This window comes from Stenotrophomonas sp. 85239_Sma (genome assembly GCF_056481725.1).
This window is the reverse complement of the sequence record NZ_CM151163.1, coordinates 3,567,838-3,586,946: the sequence shown is the minus strand read 5'-3', so window position 1 is coordinate 3,586,946 and position 19,109 is coordinate 3,567,838. Positions and strand designations below refer to the sequence as shown.

Sequence of the window (19,109 nt, the reverse complement as noted above, 5' to 3'; positions counted from 1 at the left end):
CCAAGGTCGACGTGGCGGGAGTGTCCGCGGCATGGATGCCGCGGCCAAGCCCCCATGGAAGGGTTTACGGCGTCTCCCGCCACCGGACCCACCCCGCCATCCCACGGAATGCCAGCTTTTGCTTTTGTCGTTGCAGTTGAAGTTGATTCGGCAGGTGCAGGGCTGCAAGCCCTGCCGCACACACACCCTCACACCACCGGAATACTGTGCTGCCCCAGATTCCGGTACGGCGGTGTGGACATCACCATCTCCGCCAGCGAGTACGCCAGCTCACGCTCGGCCATCACCGTCCCATCCGCACCGTGCTCCAGCAGATGCTTCACCTCCGCATCGCTGTGCGCGCGCGCCAGCAGGGTCAGCTCCGGGTTGATCGCCCGCAGCTTGGCCAGCGCCTCACCGGCCTCCAGCGGCTGTGGAATCGCCAGCACCGCAATCTTCGCGCGTTCCGGATGGGCTTCGGCCAGCACCCGGTCGGCGGCGGCACTGCCGCGGATCGCCGCCAGGCCCTTGGCGTGTGCCTGTTCGACATGTTCCTTGTTGTCATCGATCACCAGTACCGGCACACCGCGATCGCGCAGCACCTGCGCCAGCTCGCTGCCCACCCGGCCGTAGCCGATCACGATCGCGTGCCCGTTCAGATCACGCGATGGGCCGATCGCCTCTTCCGGTTCGGCCGGCTGCGGCTGCTGTTCCTGCTTGGCCTGCCAACGGTCGAGCAGCCCGAAGACCAGCGGGTTGAGCATGATCGACACCAGCGCACCGGCCAGCACCAGCGACTGGCCTTCCTTCGGCAGGATCTGCAGGGCCACGCCAAGGCCGGCGATGATGAAGGCGAACTCGCCGATCTGTGCCAGGCTGGCCGAGATGGTCAGCGCCGTGCTGGTCGGGTGCCCGAACGCGCGCACGATGAAGAACGCGGCGGCCGACTTGCCGAACATGATGATCAGCACGGTGGCCAGCACCTGCCACGGGTGCTGGATGAGGATGTTCGGATCGAACAGCATGCCGACCGAGACGAAGAACAGCACCGCGAACGCATCGCGCAGCGGCAGCGAATCATGCGCGGCCTTGTGGCTGAGCTCCGATTCGTTGAGCAGCATGCCGGCGAAGAACGCGCCCAGTGCGAACGAGACGCCGAACAGCATCGCCGAGCCGAACGCCACGCCCAGCGCGATCGCCAGCACCGACAGGGTGAACAGTTCGCGCGAACCGGTACCGGCGATGCGTTCGAGGATCCATGGAATGACCCGGCGCCCGACCACCAGCATCACCGCCACGAACAGGCCCAGCTGCACGAAGGTCCAGCCGATATCGGCCAGCACGCTGCCCAGCGAGTGCGATTCCTTGGCCGCGTCGGGGCCGAACACGCCGGCCATCACCGGCATCATCACCAGTGCGAGCACGCAGGCCAGGTCTTCCACGATCAGCCAGCCGACCGCGATCTTGCCGCGCATGGTCTCCAGCAGGCGGCGTTCCTCCATCGCCCGCAGCAGCACCACGGTACTGGCGGTGGCCAGCGAAAAACCGAAGATGACGCCATGCAGGGCGGGCCAGCCCATCAGCGAGGCCACGCCCCAGCCGAGCAGGGTGGCCACGGCGATCTGGCCGATGGCACCGGGGATGGCGATGGCCTTGACCGCCATCAGGTCCTTCAGCGAGAAGTGCAGGCCGACGCCGAACATCAGCAGCATCACGCCCAGCTCGGCCAGCTGGTTGGCCAGCGCCTGGTCGGCGACGAAGCCGGGAGTGAACGGACCTACGCAGATGCCAGCAACCAGGTAACCGACCAGGGGAGACAAGCGGAGCTTGTTGGCCAGCGCGCCGAAGATGAAGGCGAGCCCCAGGCCAACGGCAACGATGTTGATCAGGTCGGTGTCATGGTGCATCGGCACTCGCAGGCAATCGGGGGTATCCCGATTTTCACCGATGAGGCCAGATACGGCAAACCTTAAATGCGAAGGGGGTCAGATCCCTTTCCCCGCAGGAAAAGGGATCTGACCCCACCGGGGAGTTGCCGGCCAGCGGCCGGCACTAGCGCTTACCAGGCGTACTTGATCCGCCCGTACACATACGCGCCGTTGAAGCCGAACGGCGAGTAGTTGCTGTACGGCAGCATGCCGAAGGTGGAGTTCTGCAGGTCTTCGGTGCGGTCCGGGTACTTGTCCAGCAGGTTGTCGGCGCCCACGGTCAGGGTCCAGTTGCTGCTCGGCTTGTAGCTGGCCGAGGCATCCACCACCCAGGCGTCGCCGTAGGTCTGGTCGCGCAGCGCGGTGGCCGAGTTGCGCACGGTGAACTTGCCGTAGCGGGTCGCGGCCAGGCCCAGTTCCCAGTGATCCGAACGCCAGGTGCCGCTCAGGATCGCTTTGTCACGCGGGTAGCTGTCCTCGATGCGACCGATCTCATCGCGGCCGATCAGCGACTGGTTCAGGCCCAGCGTGCCGAATACCGCCGGGGTGCCGCCGACGCGGCGCACTTCAGTGTCGTTGTAGCTGTACGCAGCGGTCAGTTCCAGGCTGCTGGCACTGAACGGCACCGTGTAGCTGGACACGAAGTCGACACCGCGGGTGCGCGTATCCAGGCCGTTGGTGAAGTAGGAGAACGCGGTCACCTGCGGCAGGCCCAGCGTGCCCAGCAGCGCGCTGGTGGCGGCGTTGGTGGTGATGCTGGACGACAGCGCGATGCGGTCATCGATGTCGATCTGGTAGGCATCGACGGTGATGTACAGGCGGTCGACCGGCTGCAGCACCAGGCCCAGGCTGTAGGAGGTGGAGGTCTCGGCCTTCAGCGGCGAGGCGCCCAGCGCCTGCGCAGCCGGGCTGGTGGTCGGGAAGGTGCCACGCTCGACGAACACGCCATTGAGGAACTGGCTGGTGACCGCCTGGTAGCCCTGCTGAGCCAGCGACGGTGCACGGAAGCCGCTGGACGCGGTGGCCCGCAGCGCGACCTTGTCGGTGAAGGCATAACGCGCCGACAGCTTGCCGGAGAAGCGGTCGCCGAAGTCCGAGTAGTCCTCGTAGCGGCCGGTGACGCCGGCCGAGAACTTCTCGGTCAGGTCGGCTTCCAGGCCGGCGTAGACCGCGTAGTTGTGGCGGTCGGCATGCACTTCATTGGTCGGGGTGAAGCCCGCGAAGCCCTGCGCGCCACTGCCGGTGTACGCGTTCAGCTCGCCCGGGTTCTGGTCCCACTTTTCCTTGCGGTATTCACCACCGAAGGACAGCGTGACCGGGTAGGCCAGGCCCCAGTCCAGCGACTTGGTCAGGTCGGCATTGAAGATGTCCTGCTGGTACTTCAGCGTGCCGTCGTAGAACGAGCGCGGGCTGGTTGCGCCGAGGCTGTAGTTGATGCTGTTGCGGGTGTGGAAGTCGAGGGTGTTCTCGCCGTGGTTCAGGCTCAGGTCCCAGGTCCAGCCGTTGTCGGTGTTGCCCTTGACGCCGGCCACCAGCGAGCGGTCCTTGGAGTACTGGTTGATCTCCGGCACGAAGCCGTCCGGGTAGGTCTGCGCCAGCAGCGCGCTCTGCCCGCTGTGGTTGCGCGAGCGGTAGAACGCGAACGAGGTGATGTCGCGGTTGCTGAGCAGCGCGCTGGCATAGCCGGTCACGTGGTCGCTGAAATCGAAACTGGCGTTGGCCGAAGCCGCAGTCGCATCCACGCGCGGGTCGCCGACGATGAAGGTCTTCTGGCCGATGCTCGGGAAGTTGCCGGTGTTCGGGGTGGTGCCGCGGTACGGGCCGGCGCGGTTGCTTTCGTCCTGCTGGCTGATCTGGCCGGCCACGTGCACGCGGCCACGGCCATCGCCGAACTCGACGCCGGTATCGCCGGAGAGCTGGTACTTGTTGCCGTCACCGGCCGAGTACTGGCCGTAGTCCACCGCCAGGCTGCCACCCCGGCCGCTGCCCTTGAGCACGATGTTGATGACGCCAGCGATGGCGTCCGAACCATACTGTGCCGAGGCACCGTCACGCAGCACTTCCACGCGCTCGATGGCAGCGATCGGGATCGCGTTGATGTCCACCGCCGATGAGCCACGGCCGATGCTGCCGTTGACGTTGATCATTGCCGAAGTGTGGCGGCGCTTGCCGTTGACCAGCACCAGCACCTGGTCCGGCGACAGGCCGCGCAGCTGCGCCGGGCGCACGCCGCTGGTGCCGTCGGTCAGCGCCGGGCGCGGGAAGTTCAGCGAGGGCAGCGCGCGCGACAGCGCCGTGGCCAGCTCGCTGGTGCCGGTGGACTGCAGGGCTTCGGGGGTGATGATGTCGATCGGCGACTGCGATTCGGCAACCGTGCGGTCGGCCACGCGGGTGCCGGTAACGATCACCGTGTCCAGGGTGTTGGCGGCGGTGCCGGCCTGCTGGGCAGCGGCAACGAACGGAGAGCCACCGAGTGCGACAGCGACGGCGGCGGCGATCAGGCTGGTCTTGCGGGTCATCGGGAGGGGGCTCCGGTTGGCGGGGGCGGCACCGGAATCGACATCACGGGGGTGAGGCGGACGGCGGTTGTTGCGGTGCGCAAAGCAGGAATTAACGGGATATTCAGTGGCTGTCAAATGCCGGTCATCGGGAAAAACGTTGCAGCAGCAACCATTTAGCCCGGATCGGCATGCGCGGGGAGGGGACCCGGGAGGCGCGCGGCGAGGACGTGGGAGAGAGGAACGCCGGCCGCCGCGCATCCCGGGGCGCGTCAAGTATTCGTTAACGCTAGAATTGCGTCGCAGGAACAGTGCTCACCAGCACATTCCATTCGGTTATATGGACGCCTTCCCCCATGATTTCGCTTCGTAATTTCGCCTTGCGCCGCGGCGAGCGGCTGCTGTTGTCCAATGTCGACCTGACCCTGCATGCCGGTTACCGGGTGGGTGTGGTCGGCCGCAACGGTGCTGGCAAGTCCAGCCTGTTCGCGGCGGTGAAGGGCGAGCTGGAGGCGGACAAGGGCGATGTCGACCTGCCGGGCAAGGTGCGCATCGCCAGCGTTGCCCAGGAAACCCCGTCACTGCCCGACCCGGCGCTGAGCTTCGTGCTCGGCGGTGACATCGAGGTGGCCGCGGTGCTGGCCGCCGAGGCCGAGGCGACCGCCCGCGAAGACTGGGAAGCGGTGGCCGAGGCGCACACGAAGATGGCCGAGCTCAATGCCTACGACGCCGAAGCGCGCGCCGGCAAGCTGCTGCATGGCCTCGGCTTCCCGGCCGAGACCCACCACCGCGCAGTGTCCTCGTTCTCCGGCGGCTGGCGCGTGCGCCTGAACCTGGCCCGCGCGCTGATGATGCCCAGCGACCTGCTGCTGCTGGACGAACCGACCAACCACCTGGATCTGGACGCGGTGTACTGGCTGGAACAGTGGCTGCTGAAGTACCCGGGCACCCTGCTGCTGATCTCGCATGACCGCGAGTTCCTCGACAACGTGGCCACCCACACCCTGCACCTGCACGGTGGCGGCGCCAAGCTCTACCCGGGCGGCTACACCGATTTCGAGCGCCAGCGCGCCGAACAGCTGCGCCAGCAGCAGATCGCGCACGAGAAGGAGCAGGCCGAGCGCGCCCACCTGCAGAGCTTCATCGACCGCTTCAAGGCGCAGGCCAGCAAGGCGGCGCAGGCGCAGAGCCGCATGAAGCGCCTGGCCAAGCTGGCCGGTACCGAAGCGGTGCGTGCCGAGCGCGAGTTCCGCATCGAGTTCGCGCCGCCGGCCAAGCTGCCGTTCTCGCTGATCCGCCTGAACCACGTCGAGGCCGGCTACGGCAAGGACGCGGTGATCCTGCACAACGTCGGCTTCGGCCTGGAAGCGGGCCAGCGCATCGGCCTGCTCGGCCCGAACGGTGCCGGCAAGACCACCCTGGTGAAGACCCTGGTGGGCGAGCTGGCGCCGATCGTCGGCGAGCGCATGGCGCATCCGGACCTGAAGATCGGCTACTTCGCCCAGCATACGGTGGAGTCGCTGCACGAAGGCCAGTCGCCGATGGAGCACTTCCGCGAGATCGCCCCGGACGCACCGAACCAGTCGTTCCGCGATTTCCTCGGCAAGTGGAACTTCCCGGGCGACCGTGCATTCGAGCCGGTCGATGGGTTCTCCGGTGGCGAGCGCGCGCGCCTGGCGCTGGCGCTGATCGCCTGGCAGCAGCCGAACGTGCTGCTGCTGGACGAACCGACCAACCACCTTGACCTGGAAATGCGCGAAGCGCTGGCCGAAGCACTGGCCACCTTCGAAGGCGCGATCGTGATGGTCTCGCATGACCGCCACCTGATCGGTCTGGTCTGTGATACCTACTGGCGCGTGGCCGATGGCGTGGTCGAGCCGTTCGATGGCGACCTGGATGCGTATGCCGCGTGGCTGCGCACCCGTCCGCAGGCGCAGGGCACCAAGGCGCGCATGGAGCAGGTGGAAGAGCCGGTGGTGGTCAAGACCGCCCCGGTGGCGCAGGTGGTGCAGAAGAAGCCGGTGAATCCGCACAAGCTGGCCGCCGCCGAGGCCAAGGTGGCCGAGCTGGAAGGCGCGCTGGCCGAGCTGGACCGCCAGTTGGCCGATCCGGCCAACTACGCCGATGCCACCCGCATGGCGGTGATTGGTCGTGACCGCGAAACCGCCGCCGCGCAGCTGGAAAAGGCCGAAGCGGCGTGGATGGAGCTGCTCGAGTCCTGACTCCGCGAAAAAAGGGGACGGAGGGGATTAAGTCGTATGTGCACATACGACTTAATCCCCTCCGTCCCCTTTTTTCACCCCTGCGCCTGCAGCCACTCGCGGAAGCGCTTGGCCGGCTCGCGCTCGGCGCGCGAGCGCAGCCGCGTCAGCCAGTAGCGACCCAGCTCCAGCGTGGTGCCGAAGGGCTGCAGCAAGCGGCCTTCGGCCAATTCCTGCTCGAACATGCGCAGTGGCAGCAGTGCCACGCCGGCACCGCCGATCGCGGCCATCGCCAGCGTCAACGACGAATCGAACACTGGCCCGCGGGCTTCCACGCCACTGACCCCGGCCGCCTGCAGCCAACGCGGCCATTCGTCGCTTCGGTAAGAGCGCAGCAGCGGTAGCGTGCCCAGGTCGCGCGGCTGCTTCAGCCGCCGGGCCAATGCCGGGGCGCACAGCGGTGCGAAGGGTGCATCGAGGATTGCCGTGCAGGCCTGCCCCTGCCAGTCGCCATCACCGAAGCGGATCGCCAGGTCCAACCCTTCACCGGCCAGATCGATGCGGTTGTTGTGGGTCTGCAGGCGCAGCTCGATGTCCGGGTGCGCGGCCTCGAACGCCGCCAGCCGTGGCAGCAGCCAACCGGTGGCGAAGGTGCCGACCACGCCCAGCGTCAGTACTTCGCGGGCCGGCCCGCCGGTGTAGCGCGCGATGCTGGCCGAGATGCGCTCGAACGATTCGTTGAGTACCGGATACAGCGCCGCGCCCTCGTCGGTCAGCGCCACCCCGCGCGGCAGGCGATGGAACAGGCGGATGCCGAGCCGGTCCTCCAGGCCGCGGATCTGGTGGCTCAGCGCCGCCTGGCTGACACACAGCTCCAGCGCGGCGCGGGTGAAGTTCTGATGGCGCGCAGCCGCCTCGAAGGCGCGCAGCGCGTTCAGCGGCAGGGTCGGGTGCAGCATCGGGAAGCCGTGAGTCAGGGTGATGGCAGATCCTACCCGTTCAATGAGGAATTTCGTAAATCTCAATGAGTTGATTGCGACAGGCATGAATTGAATTCATGGCTTCCGCTGATAATTCGCGCTGGTCGGCTCCGGGGAGGGCTTCAATAATCGGGTGGTCCCCAGGAGAACCCCCGTATGCTCGCCCGTCGCCGATTCCTGCAGTTCAGTGGTGCTGCCGTTGCTTCCTCGCTGCTTGCCCCTGCGCTGGCGCGGGCGGTTGCCCCTTCGTCCGGCACACCCACCGCGCACGCCGCCATTGCTGGCGCCGCCGATTTCGCCGCGCTGGAAAAAGCCAGCGGTGGCCGCCTGGGCGTCACCGTGCTGAACACCGGTAATGGCCGTCGCATCGGCGGGCATCGGCAGGACGAGCGCTTCCCGATGTGCAGCACGTTCAAGTCGATGCTGGTTGCCCATGTGCTGAGCCTTGCTGATGCAGGCCGCGTTTCGCTCGACACCCGCGTGCCCATCGCCGGGAAGGATCTGCAGTCCTACGCCCCGGTGGCGCGCCGCCATGTGGGCAAGGACCTGACGGTGCGCGACCTGTGCCGGGGCACGCTGACCACCAGCGACAACACGGCGGCCAACCTGCTGCTGGAGGTGGTGGGCGGGCCGTCGGCGCTGACGGCATTCCTGCGCGGGCAGGGCGACAGCGTTACCCGCAATGACCGCAACGAGCCGGACGTGAATCTGTTCGCGCAGGGAGACCCGCGCGATACCACCAGCCCGGCCGCGATGGCCACCAGCCTGTCCCGCTTCGCGGTGGGCAATGGCCTGCAGCCGGCATCGCGCCAGCAGTTCGCCGATTGGCTCATCGACAACCAGACCGGCGATGCCTGCCTGCGCGCCGGGCTGGGAAAGCGCTGGCGGGTGGGGGACAAGACCGGCAGCAACGGTGATGACACGCGCAACGACATCGCCGTGCTGTGGCCGCATGCGGGAGGCGCAGCGTGGGTGGTCACCGCCTATCTGCAGGGCGCGTCGGTCGATGACGACCAGCGCGCAGCGGTGCTTGCACGGGTGGGGGCGCTGGCCGATGCGATGATCGGATGAGGTAACCGGGGTCATTCGAAAATGGCTTGCCGGATTGGTCGGGCACGCGCATCCTGCGCGCGTTCGAACCCCACGGAAGACCCCCGATGAGCCATGAGTTGATCTACCTGCTGCTGATCTTCGCGCTGCTGGTGATCCCGCGCGCGCTGCAGCGCTTCAGCCTGCCCGCGCCGCTGACCTGCCTGCTGTTCGGCATCATCGGCATGCTGTGGCTGGGCGACCAGGCGCACGACGCGGTGATCGGCCTGCTGGCCACGCTGGGCATTTCCTCGCTGTTCCTGTTTGCCGGCCTAGAAGTGGATCTGCAGGCGCTGCGCCGTGGCATGTGGCCGCTGCTGGCGCACCTGGTGATCCGTACCGGCACGCTGTTCGGCGTGGGCTGGCTGGCCTGGCGATATGCGGGATTGCCGTGGCAGGCCGCTGGCCTGCTGGCGCTGGCCCTGCTGACGCCCTCCACCGGCTTCATCATGGACTCGCTGTCGCGGCTGGGCCTGAGCGAGGACGAACGGTTCTGGGTGACCAGCAAGGCCATTGCCGGAGAACTGCTGGCGCTGGCCGCGTTGTTCATCGTGCTGCAGGCTGGCGATCCGGGCCACATGGCGCTGTCCAGCCTGGCGCTGCTGGCTATGATGATCGGCCTGCCGCTGCTGTTCATCGCGCTGGGCCGCTGGGTGGCACCGCATGCGCCGGGCTCGGAGTTCTCGCTGCTGGTGATGGTCGGCATGGTGGCCGCCTATATCACCTACCTGCTGGGCGTGTACTACCTGGTGGGTGCCTTCATCGCCGGCCTGGTCGCGCGCCTGCTGCACCAGCGCATGCCGCTGCTGGCCTCGCACGAGAACCTGCACGCGCTGCGCCTGTTCGCCTCGTTCTTCGTGCCGTTCTATTTCTTCAACGCCGGCACCAAGGTGCCCAGCGAAGCACTGAGCTTCGAGGCGCTGGGGCTGGGCATCGTGATCACCCTGGTCGTGCTGCCGCTGCGCATCGGCGTGGTCTGGCTGCAGCGCCGGGTGATGTTTGGCGAGAGCTTCCGCAGCAGCCTGCGGGTCTCGCTGGCGTTGGCTCCGACCCTGATCTTCACCCTGGTGCTGGCGGCGATCATGCGCGAGCGTTTCCAGATTCCGGCGGTGCTGTTCGGCGCGCTGCTGCTCTATGCCGCACTGACTACGCTGTTGCCGTCGCTGGTGTTCCGCACACCGTTCGACGTCGATCCGGTGGAACAGGAGCCTGCGGGCGAGGGCAAGACCGCACCGGTAGCGGCTACCGAAACGCTGCCGGAGGCACAGACAGCTGAACGTTGATCGGGGAGCGCACGTGGTTTGCGCCCGTCGGCCATGACCGTTAGGGTTGGGGCATGAAACTGCCTGCCGTTGCTATCGCTTCCGCCCTCCTGTTCAGCCTCGCTGCATGCTCGCAGCGTTCCGATACGGTCGCCCATGATCTGGCGACCGCACCGGCCGATGCCTTCATGGCCGCCATCGCCGCGCATTGCGGCCAGGCCTATGAGGGCCGGGTGGTGGAGGATACGCCGGCACCGACCGGCAAAGACCCGTTCGCCGGCCAGCGCCTGGTCATGCATGTGCGCGGCTGTGCCGATCCCGCCCATGAATTGCGGATTCCTTTCCATGTGGGGGATGACCACTCGCGCACGTGGGTGCTGACCCGCACCGAAAACGGCCTGCGCCTGAAGCACGATCATCGCCATCAGGATGGCAGCGCCGATGCGATCACCCTCTACGGCGGCGACAGCACGCCGCCGGGCACCGCCGGGCGCCAGCAGTTCCCGGCCGACTCCGATTCGGTGGCGATGTTCCGTCGCGCCGACATGTTGGCTTCCACGCACAACACCTGGGCGATGGAGATCGACCCCGACCAGACCTTCGTCTACGAACTGACGCGCCCGGAAGGCCGCCGTTTCCGCGTGAAGTTCGACCTGAGCAAGCCGGTCGACCTGCCACCGCCACCGTGGGGCGACGACACAGCAACCGCGCCGTGATCCCGGGGTCGGATCCCTCCTGCGGAGGGCTCTGACCCCGACCCTGCACTCACCGCGTGCCGAAGCGCGCCCGGCAGCCGTTGCTCACCCACACCTGGCCACGCGAGTAACCCCAGCTGCGGCCCTCCTGGCAGGCGCTGCCGGACAGCTGCTGCTGCAGCACTGGCCGACCCTGGCGCTCATCCCAGTCGCAGGTCTGCGAGCGGTTGTTGTTGCTGCTGCAGGTGATCGAGTAGTTGCTGTTGCCGCCGCCCCAACCGCCGCCGCCGCCGCCCCAGCCGCGGGCCTCGGCGAACTCGGCGCGGCAACCGCCACTGACCCAGATCGCGCCATTGCGCACGCCCCATGTGCGCCCTTCGTTGCAGGGGCTGCCGGACAGCTGGCGGACCAGGCGGGCATTGCGCCAGCCGACCGGGCAGCTGCGCTCACGGTTGTTCTGGCTCTCGCAACGGATGGTCTCGCCGGGGCGCCCGTTGTTGCCACCCCAGCCACCCCCGTTGCCGCCACCCCAGCCGCCACGGGCCTCGACGAATTCGGCGCGGCAGCCGTTGGTGACCCAGATGCTGCCATTGCGGCTGCCCCAGGTGCGACCCTCGTCGCAGGCGCTTCCGGACAGCTGGCGGACCAGCTGCGCATTGCGCCACCCGGTAGTGCAGACCCGTTCGCGGTTGTTCTGGCTCTCGCAGCGGATCACCCCGTTCTGCGCGGCGGCCGGGGCGGAGGGCAGGGCGAGCGTGGCGATGGTGCCCAGGCTCAGGGTCACGGCCAGGCTGGCCAGGGACAGCGGTTTCATGGCGGCATCCCATACGGTGGCAGGTGCCTGACTATAGGGAAGGGGGCGATCAAGCCGGTGTGACTGGCCGGATTTGCCCCGGCCGGGGCCTCGGCCGCAGAATACGAGGCTTTCCGGCCCCCATCCGGTGCCGGCGTTCTCCAGCGGAGCTTTCCCCCCATGCGTACCCACTTCTGCGGCCTGGTCGACGAGACCCTGATTGGCCAGACTGTCACCCTCGCCGGCTGGACCGACGTGGCCCGTAACCAGGGCGGCGTCTGCTTCATTGATCTCCGCGATCATGAAGGCATCGTGCAGGTGACCGTGGAGGTCGACAACGCCGAAGTGTTCGCCGTGGCCGCGTCGCTGGGTTACGAGGACGTGCTGCAGGTGGAAGGCGTCGTGCGCGCCCGCCACGCGGTCAACGACAAGATGCGCACGGGCAAGGTGGAAGTGATCGCCACCGCCATCACCGTGCTGAACAAGGCCGCGCCGCTGCCGTTCCACGCCCACGAGAACCCGGGCGAGGAAACCCGCCTGAAGTACCGCTACCTGGACCTGCGCCGCCCGGAAATGCAGCGCATGCAGCGCACCCGCATCAAGCTGGTGCAGGCCCTGCGCCGCCACCTGGACGAGAAGGGCTTCCAGGACATCGAAACCCCGATCCTGACCAAGGCCACTCCGGAAGGCGCGCGCGACTTCCTGGTGCCGGCGCGCATGCATCCGGGCGAGTTCTATGCCCTGCCGCAGAGCCCGCAGCTGTTCAAGCAGATCCTGATGGTGGCCGGCTTCGACCGCTACTACCAGATCGCGCGCTGCTTCCGCGACGAAGCCCTGCGTGCCGACCGCCAGCTGGAATTCACCCAGCTGGACATGGAGTTCGCCTTCGTCCGCGAACGCGATGTGCAGGACTTCGTCGAAGACATGATCCGCGCCATCTTCAAGGAAGTGGTCGATGTCCAGCTGGATGCCAGCTTCCCGCGCATGACCTGGGCCGAGGCGATGCGTCGCTACGGTTCGGACAAGCCCGACCTGCGCATCGCGCTGGAACTGGTCGACGTGGCTGAGCTGGCCAAGGACAGTGAGTTCGCGGTGTTCACCGGCCCGGCCAACGATGCCGAAGGCCGCGTCGCCGCGCTGCGCATCCCGGGCGGTGCGTCGCTGAGCCGCAAGCAGATCGACGAGTACGCCGCGCATGCCGCCAAGTACGGTGCCAAGGGCCTGGCCTACATCAAGATCGCCGACAACGGCGAAGTCAGCTCGCCGATCCAGAAGTTCTTCAGCGAGGAATCCTTCGCTGCGCTGGTGGCTCATGTCGGTGCCGGCAACGGCGACATCGTGTTCTTCGGCGCCGGTGGCTACAACAAGGTCTCCGACTTCATGGGCGCCCTGCGCCTGAAGGCCGGCAAGGACTTCGGGCTGGTCGCCGACGGCTGGGCCCCGCTGTGGGTCACCGACTTCCCGATGTTTGAGTGGGACGAGGAAGAACAGCGCTTCGTCGCCCTGCATCATCCCTTCACTGCACCAGCCGTGGACGACATCGCCGACCTGCGCGCCAACGCCCGTACCGCCGTCTCGCGCGGCTACGACATGGTGCTCAACGGCAATGAAATCGGCGGTGGTTCCATCCGTATCCATCGTCCGGACATGCAGAGCGCGGTATTCGAGCTGCTCGGCATCGGTGCCGAAGAGGCCCGCGCCAAGTTCGGCTTCCTGCTCGACGCGCTGAACTACGGCGCGCCGCCGCACGGCGGCATCGCCTTCGGCATCGACCGCATCGCCGCGCTGATGGCCGGCACCGAGTCGATCCGCGACGTCATCCCGTTCCCGAAGACCACCGGTGCACAGGATCTGATGACCGACGCGCCGTCGCCGATCGTCGACGCGCAGCTGGCCGAAGTGCACATCCAGGTTCGCCCCAAGACCAACTGATCAGGAGATCCAGGCAATGACCGAGTTTGCGTTTTCGCTGGAGTGGGAAAAGCTGGGCAATGAAGGCTCCGAGGCCACCCTGGTCACCGAGCGTGCGCGCGTGTTCGGTGGTTGGCTGGTTCGCGTCGGAACCAACCCGGCGGCGATGGCCCTGACCTTCGTCGCCGACGGCGAAGGCCGTTGGGACGGTGAAGACTTCGGCGTCGAGGATTACGAGGACGACGAAGAGGAAGAGTACGACGAGGACGAGGAAGGCGAGGAAGAAGAGGACGAGGACGAAGAGGAATACGAGGAAGAGGACGAGGACGAGGAAGAAGCGGAATCGCCTGAAAAGGCTTGACCCGCGCTTCGCCCTGACGTCAACTTCCTGCATGTATTCGATCCGCCGCGCCACCGTGGACGACGCGCCGACCCTGTCGGCGCTGGCTGCCCGCACGTTCACCGAAACCTTCGGCCATCTGTACCCGCCGCAGGACCTGCAGGCCTTCCTCGAGGAGGCCTACACGGTCGAGCGCCAGCGCGTGATCCTGGCCCACCCCGATTACGCGGTGTGGCTGTTGGAGCTGGACGGGGAGGCGGTCGGCCATGCCGCCGCCGGCCCCTGTGGCCTGCCGCACCCGGACGTGAAGCCCGGTGACGGCGAACTCAAGCGCCTGTACCTGATCAAGACGCAGCAGAGCTGCGGCTGGGGCAGCCGCCTGCTGGAAACCGCGCTGGCCTGGCTGGAGCACGAAGGCCCGCGCACGTTGTGGCTGGGCGTGTGGTCGGAGAACTTCGGCGCGCAACGCTTCTACGCCCGCTACGGATTCGAGAAGGCCGGCGAGTACCTGTTCCCGGTGGGCGGCACAAACGATCTCGAATTCATCCTGCGCCGCGCACCGCGCGCGGCCTGACGTTCACCGCCGCTTGCTGCGCGCGCGTGTTCAATCACCTCACGTTCCTGCCCCGCTGACCGCCAGGCTGTTTGCATGACTCCCCCCGTATTGCTGCTGCATGGCATCTGGAATGCCCGTGCCTGGGTCGGGCCGCTGGCCTGGCGCCTGCGCGCGCGCGGTTTCCAGGTGCATGCGTTCGGCTATTCCTCGGTGTTCGGTGGCCCCGACGTGGCCGTGCCGCAGCTGCTGGAGCGGCTGGCCGATGCCGGACCGTTGTCGCTGGTCGGCCACAGCCTGGGCGGCTTGCTGGCGCTGGAAGCGCTGCGTCGCAATCCGCAGTTGCCGGTGCAGCGCGTGGTCTGCCTGGGTTCGCCGCTGCGCGGCAGCGGCACCGCGCGCTCGTTGTCCGAGCACGGCTGGGGCCTGGCGCTGGGCCGCAGCAGCGACCTGCTCCTCGATGGCCTGCCGGACTGGGAGGGCAGGGCCGAGGTCGGCCTGATCGCGGGTTCGGTGCCGCACGGGCTGGGCAGCCTGCTGGGGGCGATCGACGATGCCTCCGACGGTACCGTGGCGCTGGCCGAGACCCGCCTGCCGGGCCTGGCCGACCATTGCGTGGTCCGCACCAGCCACAGTGGCCTGGTGGTGTCGCCCGATGCCGCGCGGCAGACCGCGCATTTCCTGCGCCACGGCCAGTTCGACCACAGCCGCGACGCCGCCGCCGCATGATGTGGCGGGTGCGAACCGGCCTGTCTCGGTGGGTGCGAACCGTTGGTTCGCACGCTCTCCGCCGGGCATGACCTGGCGGCATCCCTCCGCCCTAGACACGGTTGCAGCGCCCGATCAGGTAGAATCCGCGCCTTGATCCTGAAGCAGCCAGACGGTAGCACCCATGGGTAGAGGCCCCTCCATCGAAGCCCGCAAGAACGCGTCCGACGCGAAGCGCGGCAAGATTTTCACCAAGATCATCCGCGAGATCGGCGTTGCCGCGCGCGGCGGTGGAGGCGACCCCAACAACAACCCGCGCCTGCGCGTGGCCATGGACAAGGGCCTGGCCGTCAACATGTCCAAGGACGTGATCGAGCGCGCCATCAAGAAGGCCACCGGTGAACTGGAAGGCGTCGACTACGAGGAAATCCGCTACGAGGGCTACGCCCCGGGTGGCGTGGCCGTGATCGTCGACTGCCTGACCGACAACCGCGTGCGCACCGTGGCCGATGTCCGCCATGCGTTCAGCAAGTGCGGCGGCAACATGGGCACCGAGGGCTCGGTGGCCTTCATGTTCAAGCGCCTGGGCGTGCTCAGCTTCGCCCCGGGGGCCGACGAGGAAGCCATCACCGAAGCGGCCATCGAGGCCGGCGCCGATGACATCGTGGTCTACCCGGACGACGGCTCGATCGACGTGGTCACCAGCCCTGACGCGTTCAACGCGGTGAAGGATGCGATGGCCGCCGTCGGCCATGTCGCCGACCATGCCGAGATCACCTTCCGCGCGGACAACGACATCAAGGTCGAGGGCGAGGTCGCCCTGCAGGTCAAGAAGCTGCTGGACATGCTCGAAGACCTGGACGACGTGCAGGACGTGTATTCCAACGCCGAACTTGGCGCCGACGCCTACGCCTGAGCCGTCTTCGACGGCCTGGGCGCGGGCCGTTGAACGGTCACCGCGGACAGCCATGAGCCCATACGCCTGCCAGTGCCTCCCGTTCCGCCCTGCCAGGGGCGCAGCGTGACCCGCATCCTCGGCATCGACCCTGGTTCGCAGAGGACCGGGGTCGGCATCATCGATGTCGATGCCGCCGGGCGCGTCAGCCACGTGCATCACCAGCCGCTGGTGCTGCTGGGCGCCGACGACTTCCCGCAGCGCATGAAGCTGCTGGTGCTGGGCCTGGCCGATCTGTGCCGGGAATTCCAGCCCAATGAAGTGGCCATCGAAAAGGTGTTCATGGCCCGCAATCCCGATTCGGCGCTGAAGCTGGGCCAGGCCCGCGGCGCGGCGATCTCGGCGGTGGTGCTGCGCGATCTGCCGGTGCACGAATACGCCGCCAGCGAGATCAAGCTGGCGGTAGTCGGGCGCGGTGGCGCCGAAAAGCAACAGGTTCAACACATGGTCGGGCTCATGCTCAACCTGAAAACCAAGCTGCAGGCCGACGCGGCCGACGCGTTGGCGGTGGCGATCACCCATGCCCACGTAAGGGCAACGGCCAACCGCCTGGGGCTCAGTGCCCGCCAGGCGTGGGGCCGCAAATGAGGAGCTGCACGCAATGATCGGTCGATTGCGCGGCATCGTCGCCTACAAGGCGCCGCCGTGGCTGGTGGTGGACGTGAACGGTGTGGGCTATGAACTGGAGGCGCCGATGAGCACCTTCTACGACCTGCCCGAACTCGGCCGCGAGGTCACCCTGTATACCCACTATTCGCAGAAGGAAGACAGCGTCTCGCTGTATGGTTTCCTGCGCGAGGGCGAGCGGCGCCTGTTCCGCGACGTGCAGAAGGTCAGCGGCATCGGCGCGAAGATCGCGCTGGCCGTGCTGTCCGGGGTCAGCGTCGAAGAATTCGCGCGCATGGTCCAGGCCGGCGACATCACCGCGCTGACCCGCATCCCGGGCATCGGCAAGAAGACCGCCGAACGCATGGTGCTGGAGCTGCGTGACCGCGCCGCCCAGTTCGGTGCCGGCGGCGCGCTGCCCACCGGCAGTGGTCCGGCGCCGGCCGATCCGCTGTCCGATGCCACCGTGGCCCTGCAGCAGCTGGGCTACAAGCCGGCCGAAGCGGCACGCATGGCCCGCGATGCCTTCAATGAAGGTGACGAAGTGGCCACCGTGATCCGCAAGGCGCTGCAGTCGGCGCTGCGCTGACCTGCTTCCCATCCCTAAACGAACCGCCTGAGCTTCGCCAGGAGTCCCATGTCCAGCAGTCAAACCCCGCACGCAGCTGCCCCCGGCGGCCACGGTCACGCTCCTCCAGCCGGAGGCATGGCGCTGATCATCGGTGCGATCGGCGTGGTCTTCGGCGATATCGGTACCAGCCCGCTGTACACCCTGAAGGAGGCGTTCTCGCCGCACTACGGGCTCAACAGCGACCACGACACCGTGCTGGGGGTGCTGTCGCTGGCATTCTGGGCGCTGAACATCGTGGTTACGCTGAAGTACGTGACCATCATCATGCGCGCCGACAATGACGGCGAGGGCGGCATCATGGCGCTGATGGCGCTGACCCAGCGTACGTTGCGCAACGGGTCGCGCTCGGCTTACGTGGTGGGCATCCTCGGTATATTCGGCGCCTCGCTGTTCTTCGGTGACGGCGTGATCACCCCGGCGATCTCCGTGCTTGGCGCGGTCGAAGGCCTGGAGGTGGCCGCGCCCGGCCTGCATGCCTTCATCGTGCCGATCACCGTGGTGGTGCTGCTGATGGTGTTTGCCGCGCAGCGCTTCGGTACCGAGAAGATCGGCAAGGCGTTCGGCCCGATCACCTCGGTCTGGTTCATCTCGCTGGCCGCGATCGGCATCTACAACATCGTCGACGCGCCGGAAGTGCTGAAGGCCTTCAACCCGTGGTGGGCGATCCGCTTCTTCATGGAGCACAGCTGGCACGGCATCTTCATCCTTGGCGCGGTGGTGCTGGCGGTGACCGGTGGCGAGGCGCTGTACGCCGACATGGGCCACTTCGGCGCCAAACCCATCCGCCACGCCTGGTATTTCTTCGTGCTGCCGTGCCTGGTGCTTAACTACCTGGGGCAGGGCGCACTGGTGCTCAACCACCCCGAGGCGCTGAAGAACCCGTTCTTCGAGGCGGTGCCGCCGTGGGCGCTGTACCCGATGATCATCCTGGCCACGATGGCGGCGGTGATCGCGTCGCAGTCGGTCATCACCGGTGCGTTCTCGGTCTCGCGCCAGGCCATGCAGCTGGGTTACATCCCGCGCATGCGCATCAAGCACACCTCGCACGACACCATCGGCCAGATCTACATCCCGGGCATCAACTGGGGCATCGCGGTGATGGTGATCGGCCTGGTGCTGGCCTTCCGCAGCTCGTCGAACCTGGCCGTGGCCTACGGCATCTCGGTGTCGGCCACCATGCTGATCGACACACTGCTGCTGGCCCTGGTCGCGCGCTCGCTGTGGCCGAAGGCCCGCAACTGGATCCTGCCGCTGTGCGTGGTGTTCTTCATCATCGACCTCGGCTTCGTCATCGCCAACGGTGCCAAGCTGCTGCAGGGCGCCTGGTTCCCGGTGGTGCTGGGCATCTTCCTGTTCACCATGATGCGCACCTGGCGCCGTGGCCGCGAACTGCTGCGTGACGAGATCCGCAAGGACGGCATCCGCCTGGACACCTTCCTGCCGGGCCTGATGCTGGCGCCGCCGGTGCGCGTGCCGGGCACCGCGGTCTTCCTCACCGCCGACCCGACCGTGGCCCCGCACGCGCTGATGCACAACCTCAAGCACAACAAGGTGCTGCACGAGCGCAACGTGTTCCTTCACGTGGAAACCCTGCCGATCCCATATGCGATGGAAGGGCAGCGGCTGAAGATCGAATCGGTGGGCGACGAGTTCTATCGCGTCTACGTGCGCTTCGGTTTCATGGAGACCCCGGACGTGCCACTGGCGCTGATGCGTTCGTGCGACCACGGCGGCATCTACTTCGACCCGATGGATACCACCTTCTTCGCCAGCCGCGAGACCATCGTCGCCACCGCCAACCGTGGCATGCCGATCTGGCGTGACAAGCTGTTCGCGCTGATGCACAGGAATGCCGCTCCGGCGACCGGGTTCTTCCGGATCCCGGGCAACAGATTGGTGGAACTGGGCGCGCAGGTGGAGATCTAATCTCCACCTGCGCCACGCCCCACGATCTGCGCAAACCGCGGGCCCGCGCGCCAG

At 67.3% G+C, this 19,109-nt stretch carries 16 protein-coding genes; 12 read left to right on the top strand and 4 right to left on the bottom strand.

All coding sequences use genetic code 11. The features are described 5' to 3' along the window. Positions 1–188: 188 nt before the first annotated feature. On the bottom strand, positions 189–1,886 hold the full coding sequence (gene ybaL / locus ACYKG1_RS16730) for a YbaL family putative K(+) efflux transporter (protein WP_478470940.1): 1,698 nt from the start codon (positions 1,884–1,886) through the stop codon (positions 189–191). Between the two features lie 152 nt (positions 1,887–2,038). Next, positions 2,039–4,426: a TonB-dependent receptor plug domain-containing protein gene (locus ACYKG1_RS16725; RefSeq protein WP_478470939.1), complete on the bottom strand. Its 2,388-nt coding sequence runs from the start codon at positions 4,424–4,426 to the stop codon at positions 2,039–2,041. A 335-nt stretch (positions 4,427–4,761) separates the two neighbouring features. Between ACYKG1_RS16725 and ACYKG1_RS16720 the strand changes: the two genes are divergently transcribed. Next, positions 4,762–6,627 carry an ABC-F family ATP-binding cassette domain-containing protein gene (locus tag ACYKG1_RS16720; RefSeq protein ID WP_043400521.1) on the top strand — a complete coding sequence of 622 codons (1,866 nt, stop codon included), beginning with the start codon at positions 4,762–4,764 and terminating at the stop codon, positions 6,625–6,627. Between the two features lie 74 nt (positions 6,628–6,701). Here the strand turns inward: ACYKG1_RS16720 and ampR are convergent, their stop codons facing one another. Continuing rightward, positions 6,702–7,565 carry a LysR family transcriptional regulator AmpR gene (ampR, locus tag ACYKG1_RS16715; RefSeq protein ID WP_100473694.1) on the bottom strand — a complete coding sequence of 288 codons (864 nt, stop codon included), beginning with the start codon at positions 7,563–7,565 and terminating at the stop codon, positions 6,702–6,704. 177 nt (positions 7,566–7,742) lie between these two features. Here ampR and blaL2 point away from each other — a divergent pair, with 177 nt between their 5' ends. The 3 genes from blaL2 (at position 7,743) to ACYKG1_RS16700 (ending at position 10,653) form a co-directional block, all read left to right on the top strand. Further along, entirely contained in the window at positions 7,743–8,657 is a 915-nt protein-coding gene (gene blaL2 / locus ACYKG1_RS16710; RefSeq protein WP_262082896.1) for a L2 family extended-spectrum class A beta-lactamase, read from the top strand. An 86-nt stretch (positions 8,658–8,743) separates the two neighbouring features. After that, positions 8,744–9,958 carry a cation:proton antiporter gene (locus ACYKG1_RS16705; protein WP_478470938.1) on the top strand — a complete coding sequence of 405 codons (1,215 nt, stop codon included), beginning with the start codon at positions 8,744–8,746 and terminating at the stop codon, positions 9,956–9,958. 53 nt (positions 9,959–10,011) lie between these two features. Continuing rightward, positions 10,012–10,653 carry a hypothetical protein gene (locus ACYKG1_RS16700; RefSeq protein ID WP_478470937.1) on the top strand — a complete coding sequence of 214 codons (642 nt, stop codon included), beginning with the start codon at positions 10,012–10,014 and terminating at the stop codon, positions 10,651–10,653. A gap of 49 nt (positions 10,654–10,702) precedes the next feature. Here the strand turns inward: ACYKG1_RS16700 and ACYKG1_RS16695 are convergent, their stop codons facing one another. Continuing rightward, positions 10,703–11,446 (bottom strand): DUF3011 domain-containing protein, encoded by a 744-nt coding sequence (locus tag ACYKG1_RS16695; RefSeq protein WP_478470936.1) that lies wholly within the window; start codon positions 11,444–11,446, stop codon positions 10,703–10,705. Between the two features lie 159 nt (positions 11,447–11,605). On the opposite strand from ACYKG1_RS16695, the gene aspS reads away from it, so the two are divergent. The 8 genes from aspS to ACYKG1_RS16655 all read left to right on the top strand — a co-directional run bounded on the left by aspS (position 11,606) and on the right by ACYKG1_RS16655 (position 19,055). Then, a complete protein-coding gene (aspS, locus tag ACYKG1_RS16690; protein WP_478470935.1) occupies positions 11,606–13,357 on the top strand; it encodes an aspartate--tRNA ligase in 1,752 nt (583 codons plus the stop codon). A gap of 16 nt (positions 13,358–13,373) precedes the next feature. After that, entirely contained in the window at positions 13,374–13,697 is a 324-nt protein-coding gene (locus ACYKG1_RS16685) for a DNA primase (RefSeq protein WP_478470934.1), read from the top strand. A gap of 31 nt (positions 13,698–13,728) precedes the next feature. Then, complete coding sequence (locus ACYKG1_RS16680; protein WP_478470933.1) at positions 13,729–14,250, top strand: N-acetyltransferase family protein; 522 nt, start codon at positions 13,729–13,731, stop codon at positions 14,248–14,250. Positions 14,251–14,325: 75 nt separating this feature from the next. After that, positions 14,326–14,958, top strand: a complete 633-nt coding sequence (locus ACYKG1_RS16675; protein ID WP_100473686.1) for an esterase/lipase family protein — start codon at positions 14,326–14,328, stop codon at positions 14,956–14,958. Between the two features lie 163 nt (positions 14,959–15,121). Beyond that, a complete protein-coding gene (locus tag ACYKG1_RS16670) occupies positions 15,122–15,853 on the top strand; it encodes a YebC/PmpR family DNA-binding transcriptional regulator (RefSeq protein WP_100473685.1) in 732 nt (243 codons plus the stop codon). Positions 15,854–15,958: 105 nt separating this feature from the next. Further along, complete coding sequence (gene ruvC, locus ACYKG1_RS16665) at positions 15,959–16,480, top strand: crossover junction endodeoxyribonuclease RuvC (RefSeq protein ID WP_100473684.1); 522 nt, start codon at positions 15,959–15,961, stop codon at positions 16,478–16,480. Between the two features lie 13 nt (positions 16,481–16,493). Next, on the top strand, positions 16,494–17,087 hold the full coding sequence (gene ruvA, locus ACYKG1_RS16660; RefSeq protein WP_014648163.1) for a Holliday junction branch migration protein RuvA: 594 nt from the start codon (positions 16,494–16,496) through the stop codon (positions 17,085–17,087). Positions 17,088–17,135: 48 nt separating this feature from the next. Further along, positions 17,136–19,055, top strand: a complete 1,920-nt coding sequence (locus ACYKG1_RS16655) for a potassium transporter Kup (protein ID WP_006438676.1) — start codon at positions 17,136–17,138, stop codon at positions 19,053–19,055. Positions 19,056–19,109: the final 54 nt, after the last annotated feature.

Excerpts from the sequence above, each read along its gene's own strand:
- ybaL (WP_478470940.1), bottom strand. The coding sequence starts at position 1,886 with ATGCACCATGACACCGACCTGATCAACATCGTTGCCGTTGGCCTGGGG.
- ACYKG1_RS16725 (WP_478470939.1), bottom strand. The coding sequence starts at position 4,426 with ATGACCCGCAAGACCAGCCTGATCGCCGCCGCCGTCGCTGTCGCACTC.
- ACYKG1_RS16720 (WP_043400521.1), top strand. The coding sequence starts at position 4,762 with ATGATTTCGCTTCGTAATTTCGCCTTGCGCCGCGGCGAGCGGCTGCTG.
- ampR (WP_100473694.1), bottom strand. The coding sequence starts at position 7,565 with ATGCTGCACCCGACCCTGCCGCTGAACGCGCTGCGCGCCTTCGAGGCG.
- blaL2 (WP_262082896.1), top strand. The coding sequence starts at position 7,743 with ATGCTCGCCCGTCGCCGATTCCTGCAGTTCAGTGGTGCTGCCGTTGCT.
- ACYKG1_RS16705 (WP_478470938.1), top strand. The coding sequence starts at position 8,744 with ATGAGCCATGAGTTGATCTACCTGCTGCTGATCTTCGCGCTGCTGGTG.
- ACYKG1_RS16700 (WP_478470937.1), top strand. The coding sequence starts at position 10,012 with ATGAAACTGCCTGCCGTTGCTATCGCTTCCGCCCTCCTGTTCAGCCTC.
- ACYKG1_RS16695 (WP_478470936.1), bottom strand. The coding sequence starts at position 11,446 with ATGAAACCGCTGTCCCTGGCCAGCCTGGCCGTGACCCTGAGCCTGGGC.
- aspS (WP_478470935.1), top strand. The coding sequence starts at position 11,606 with ATGCGTACCCACTTCTGCGGCCTGGTCGACGAGACCCTGATTGGCCAG.
- ACYKG1_RS16685 (WP_478470934.1), top strand. The coding sequence starts at position 13,374 with ATGACCGAGTTTGCGTTTTCGCTGGAGTGGGAAAAGCTGGGCAATGAA.
- ACYKG1_RS16680 (WP_478470933.1), top strand. The coding sequence starts at position 13,729 with ATGTATTCGATCCGCCGCGCCACCGTGGACGACGCGCCGACCCTGTCG.
- ACYKG1_RS16675 (WP_100473686.1), top strand. The coding sequence starts at position 14,326 with ATGACTCCCCCCGTATTGCTGCTGCATGGCATCTGGAATGCCCGTGCC.
- ACYKG1_RS16670 (WP_100473685.1), top strand. The coding sequence starts at position 15,122 with ATGGGTAGAGGCCCCTCCATCGAAGCCCGCAAGAACGCGTCCGACGCG.
- ruvA (WP_014648163.1), top strand. The coding sequence starts at position 16,494 with ATGATCGGTCGATTGCGCGGCATCGTCGCCTACAAGGCGCCGCCGTGG.
- ACYKG1_RS16655 (WP_006438676.1), top strand. The coding sequence starts at position 17,136 with ATGTCCAGCAGTCAAACCCCGCACGCAGCTGCCCCCGGCGGCCACGGT.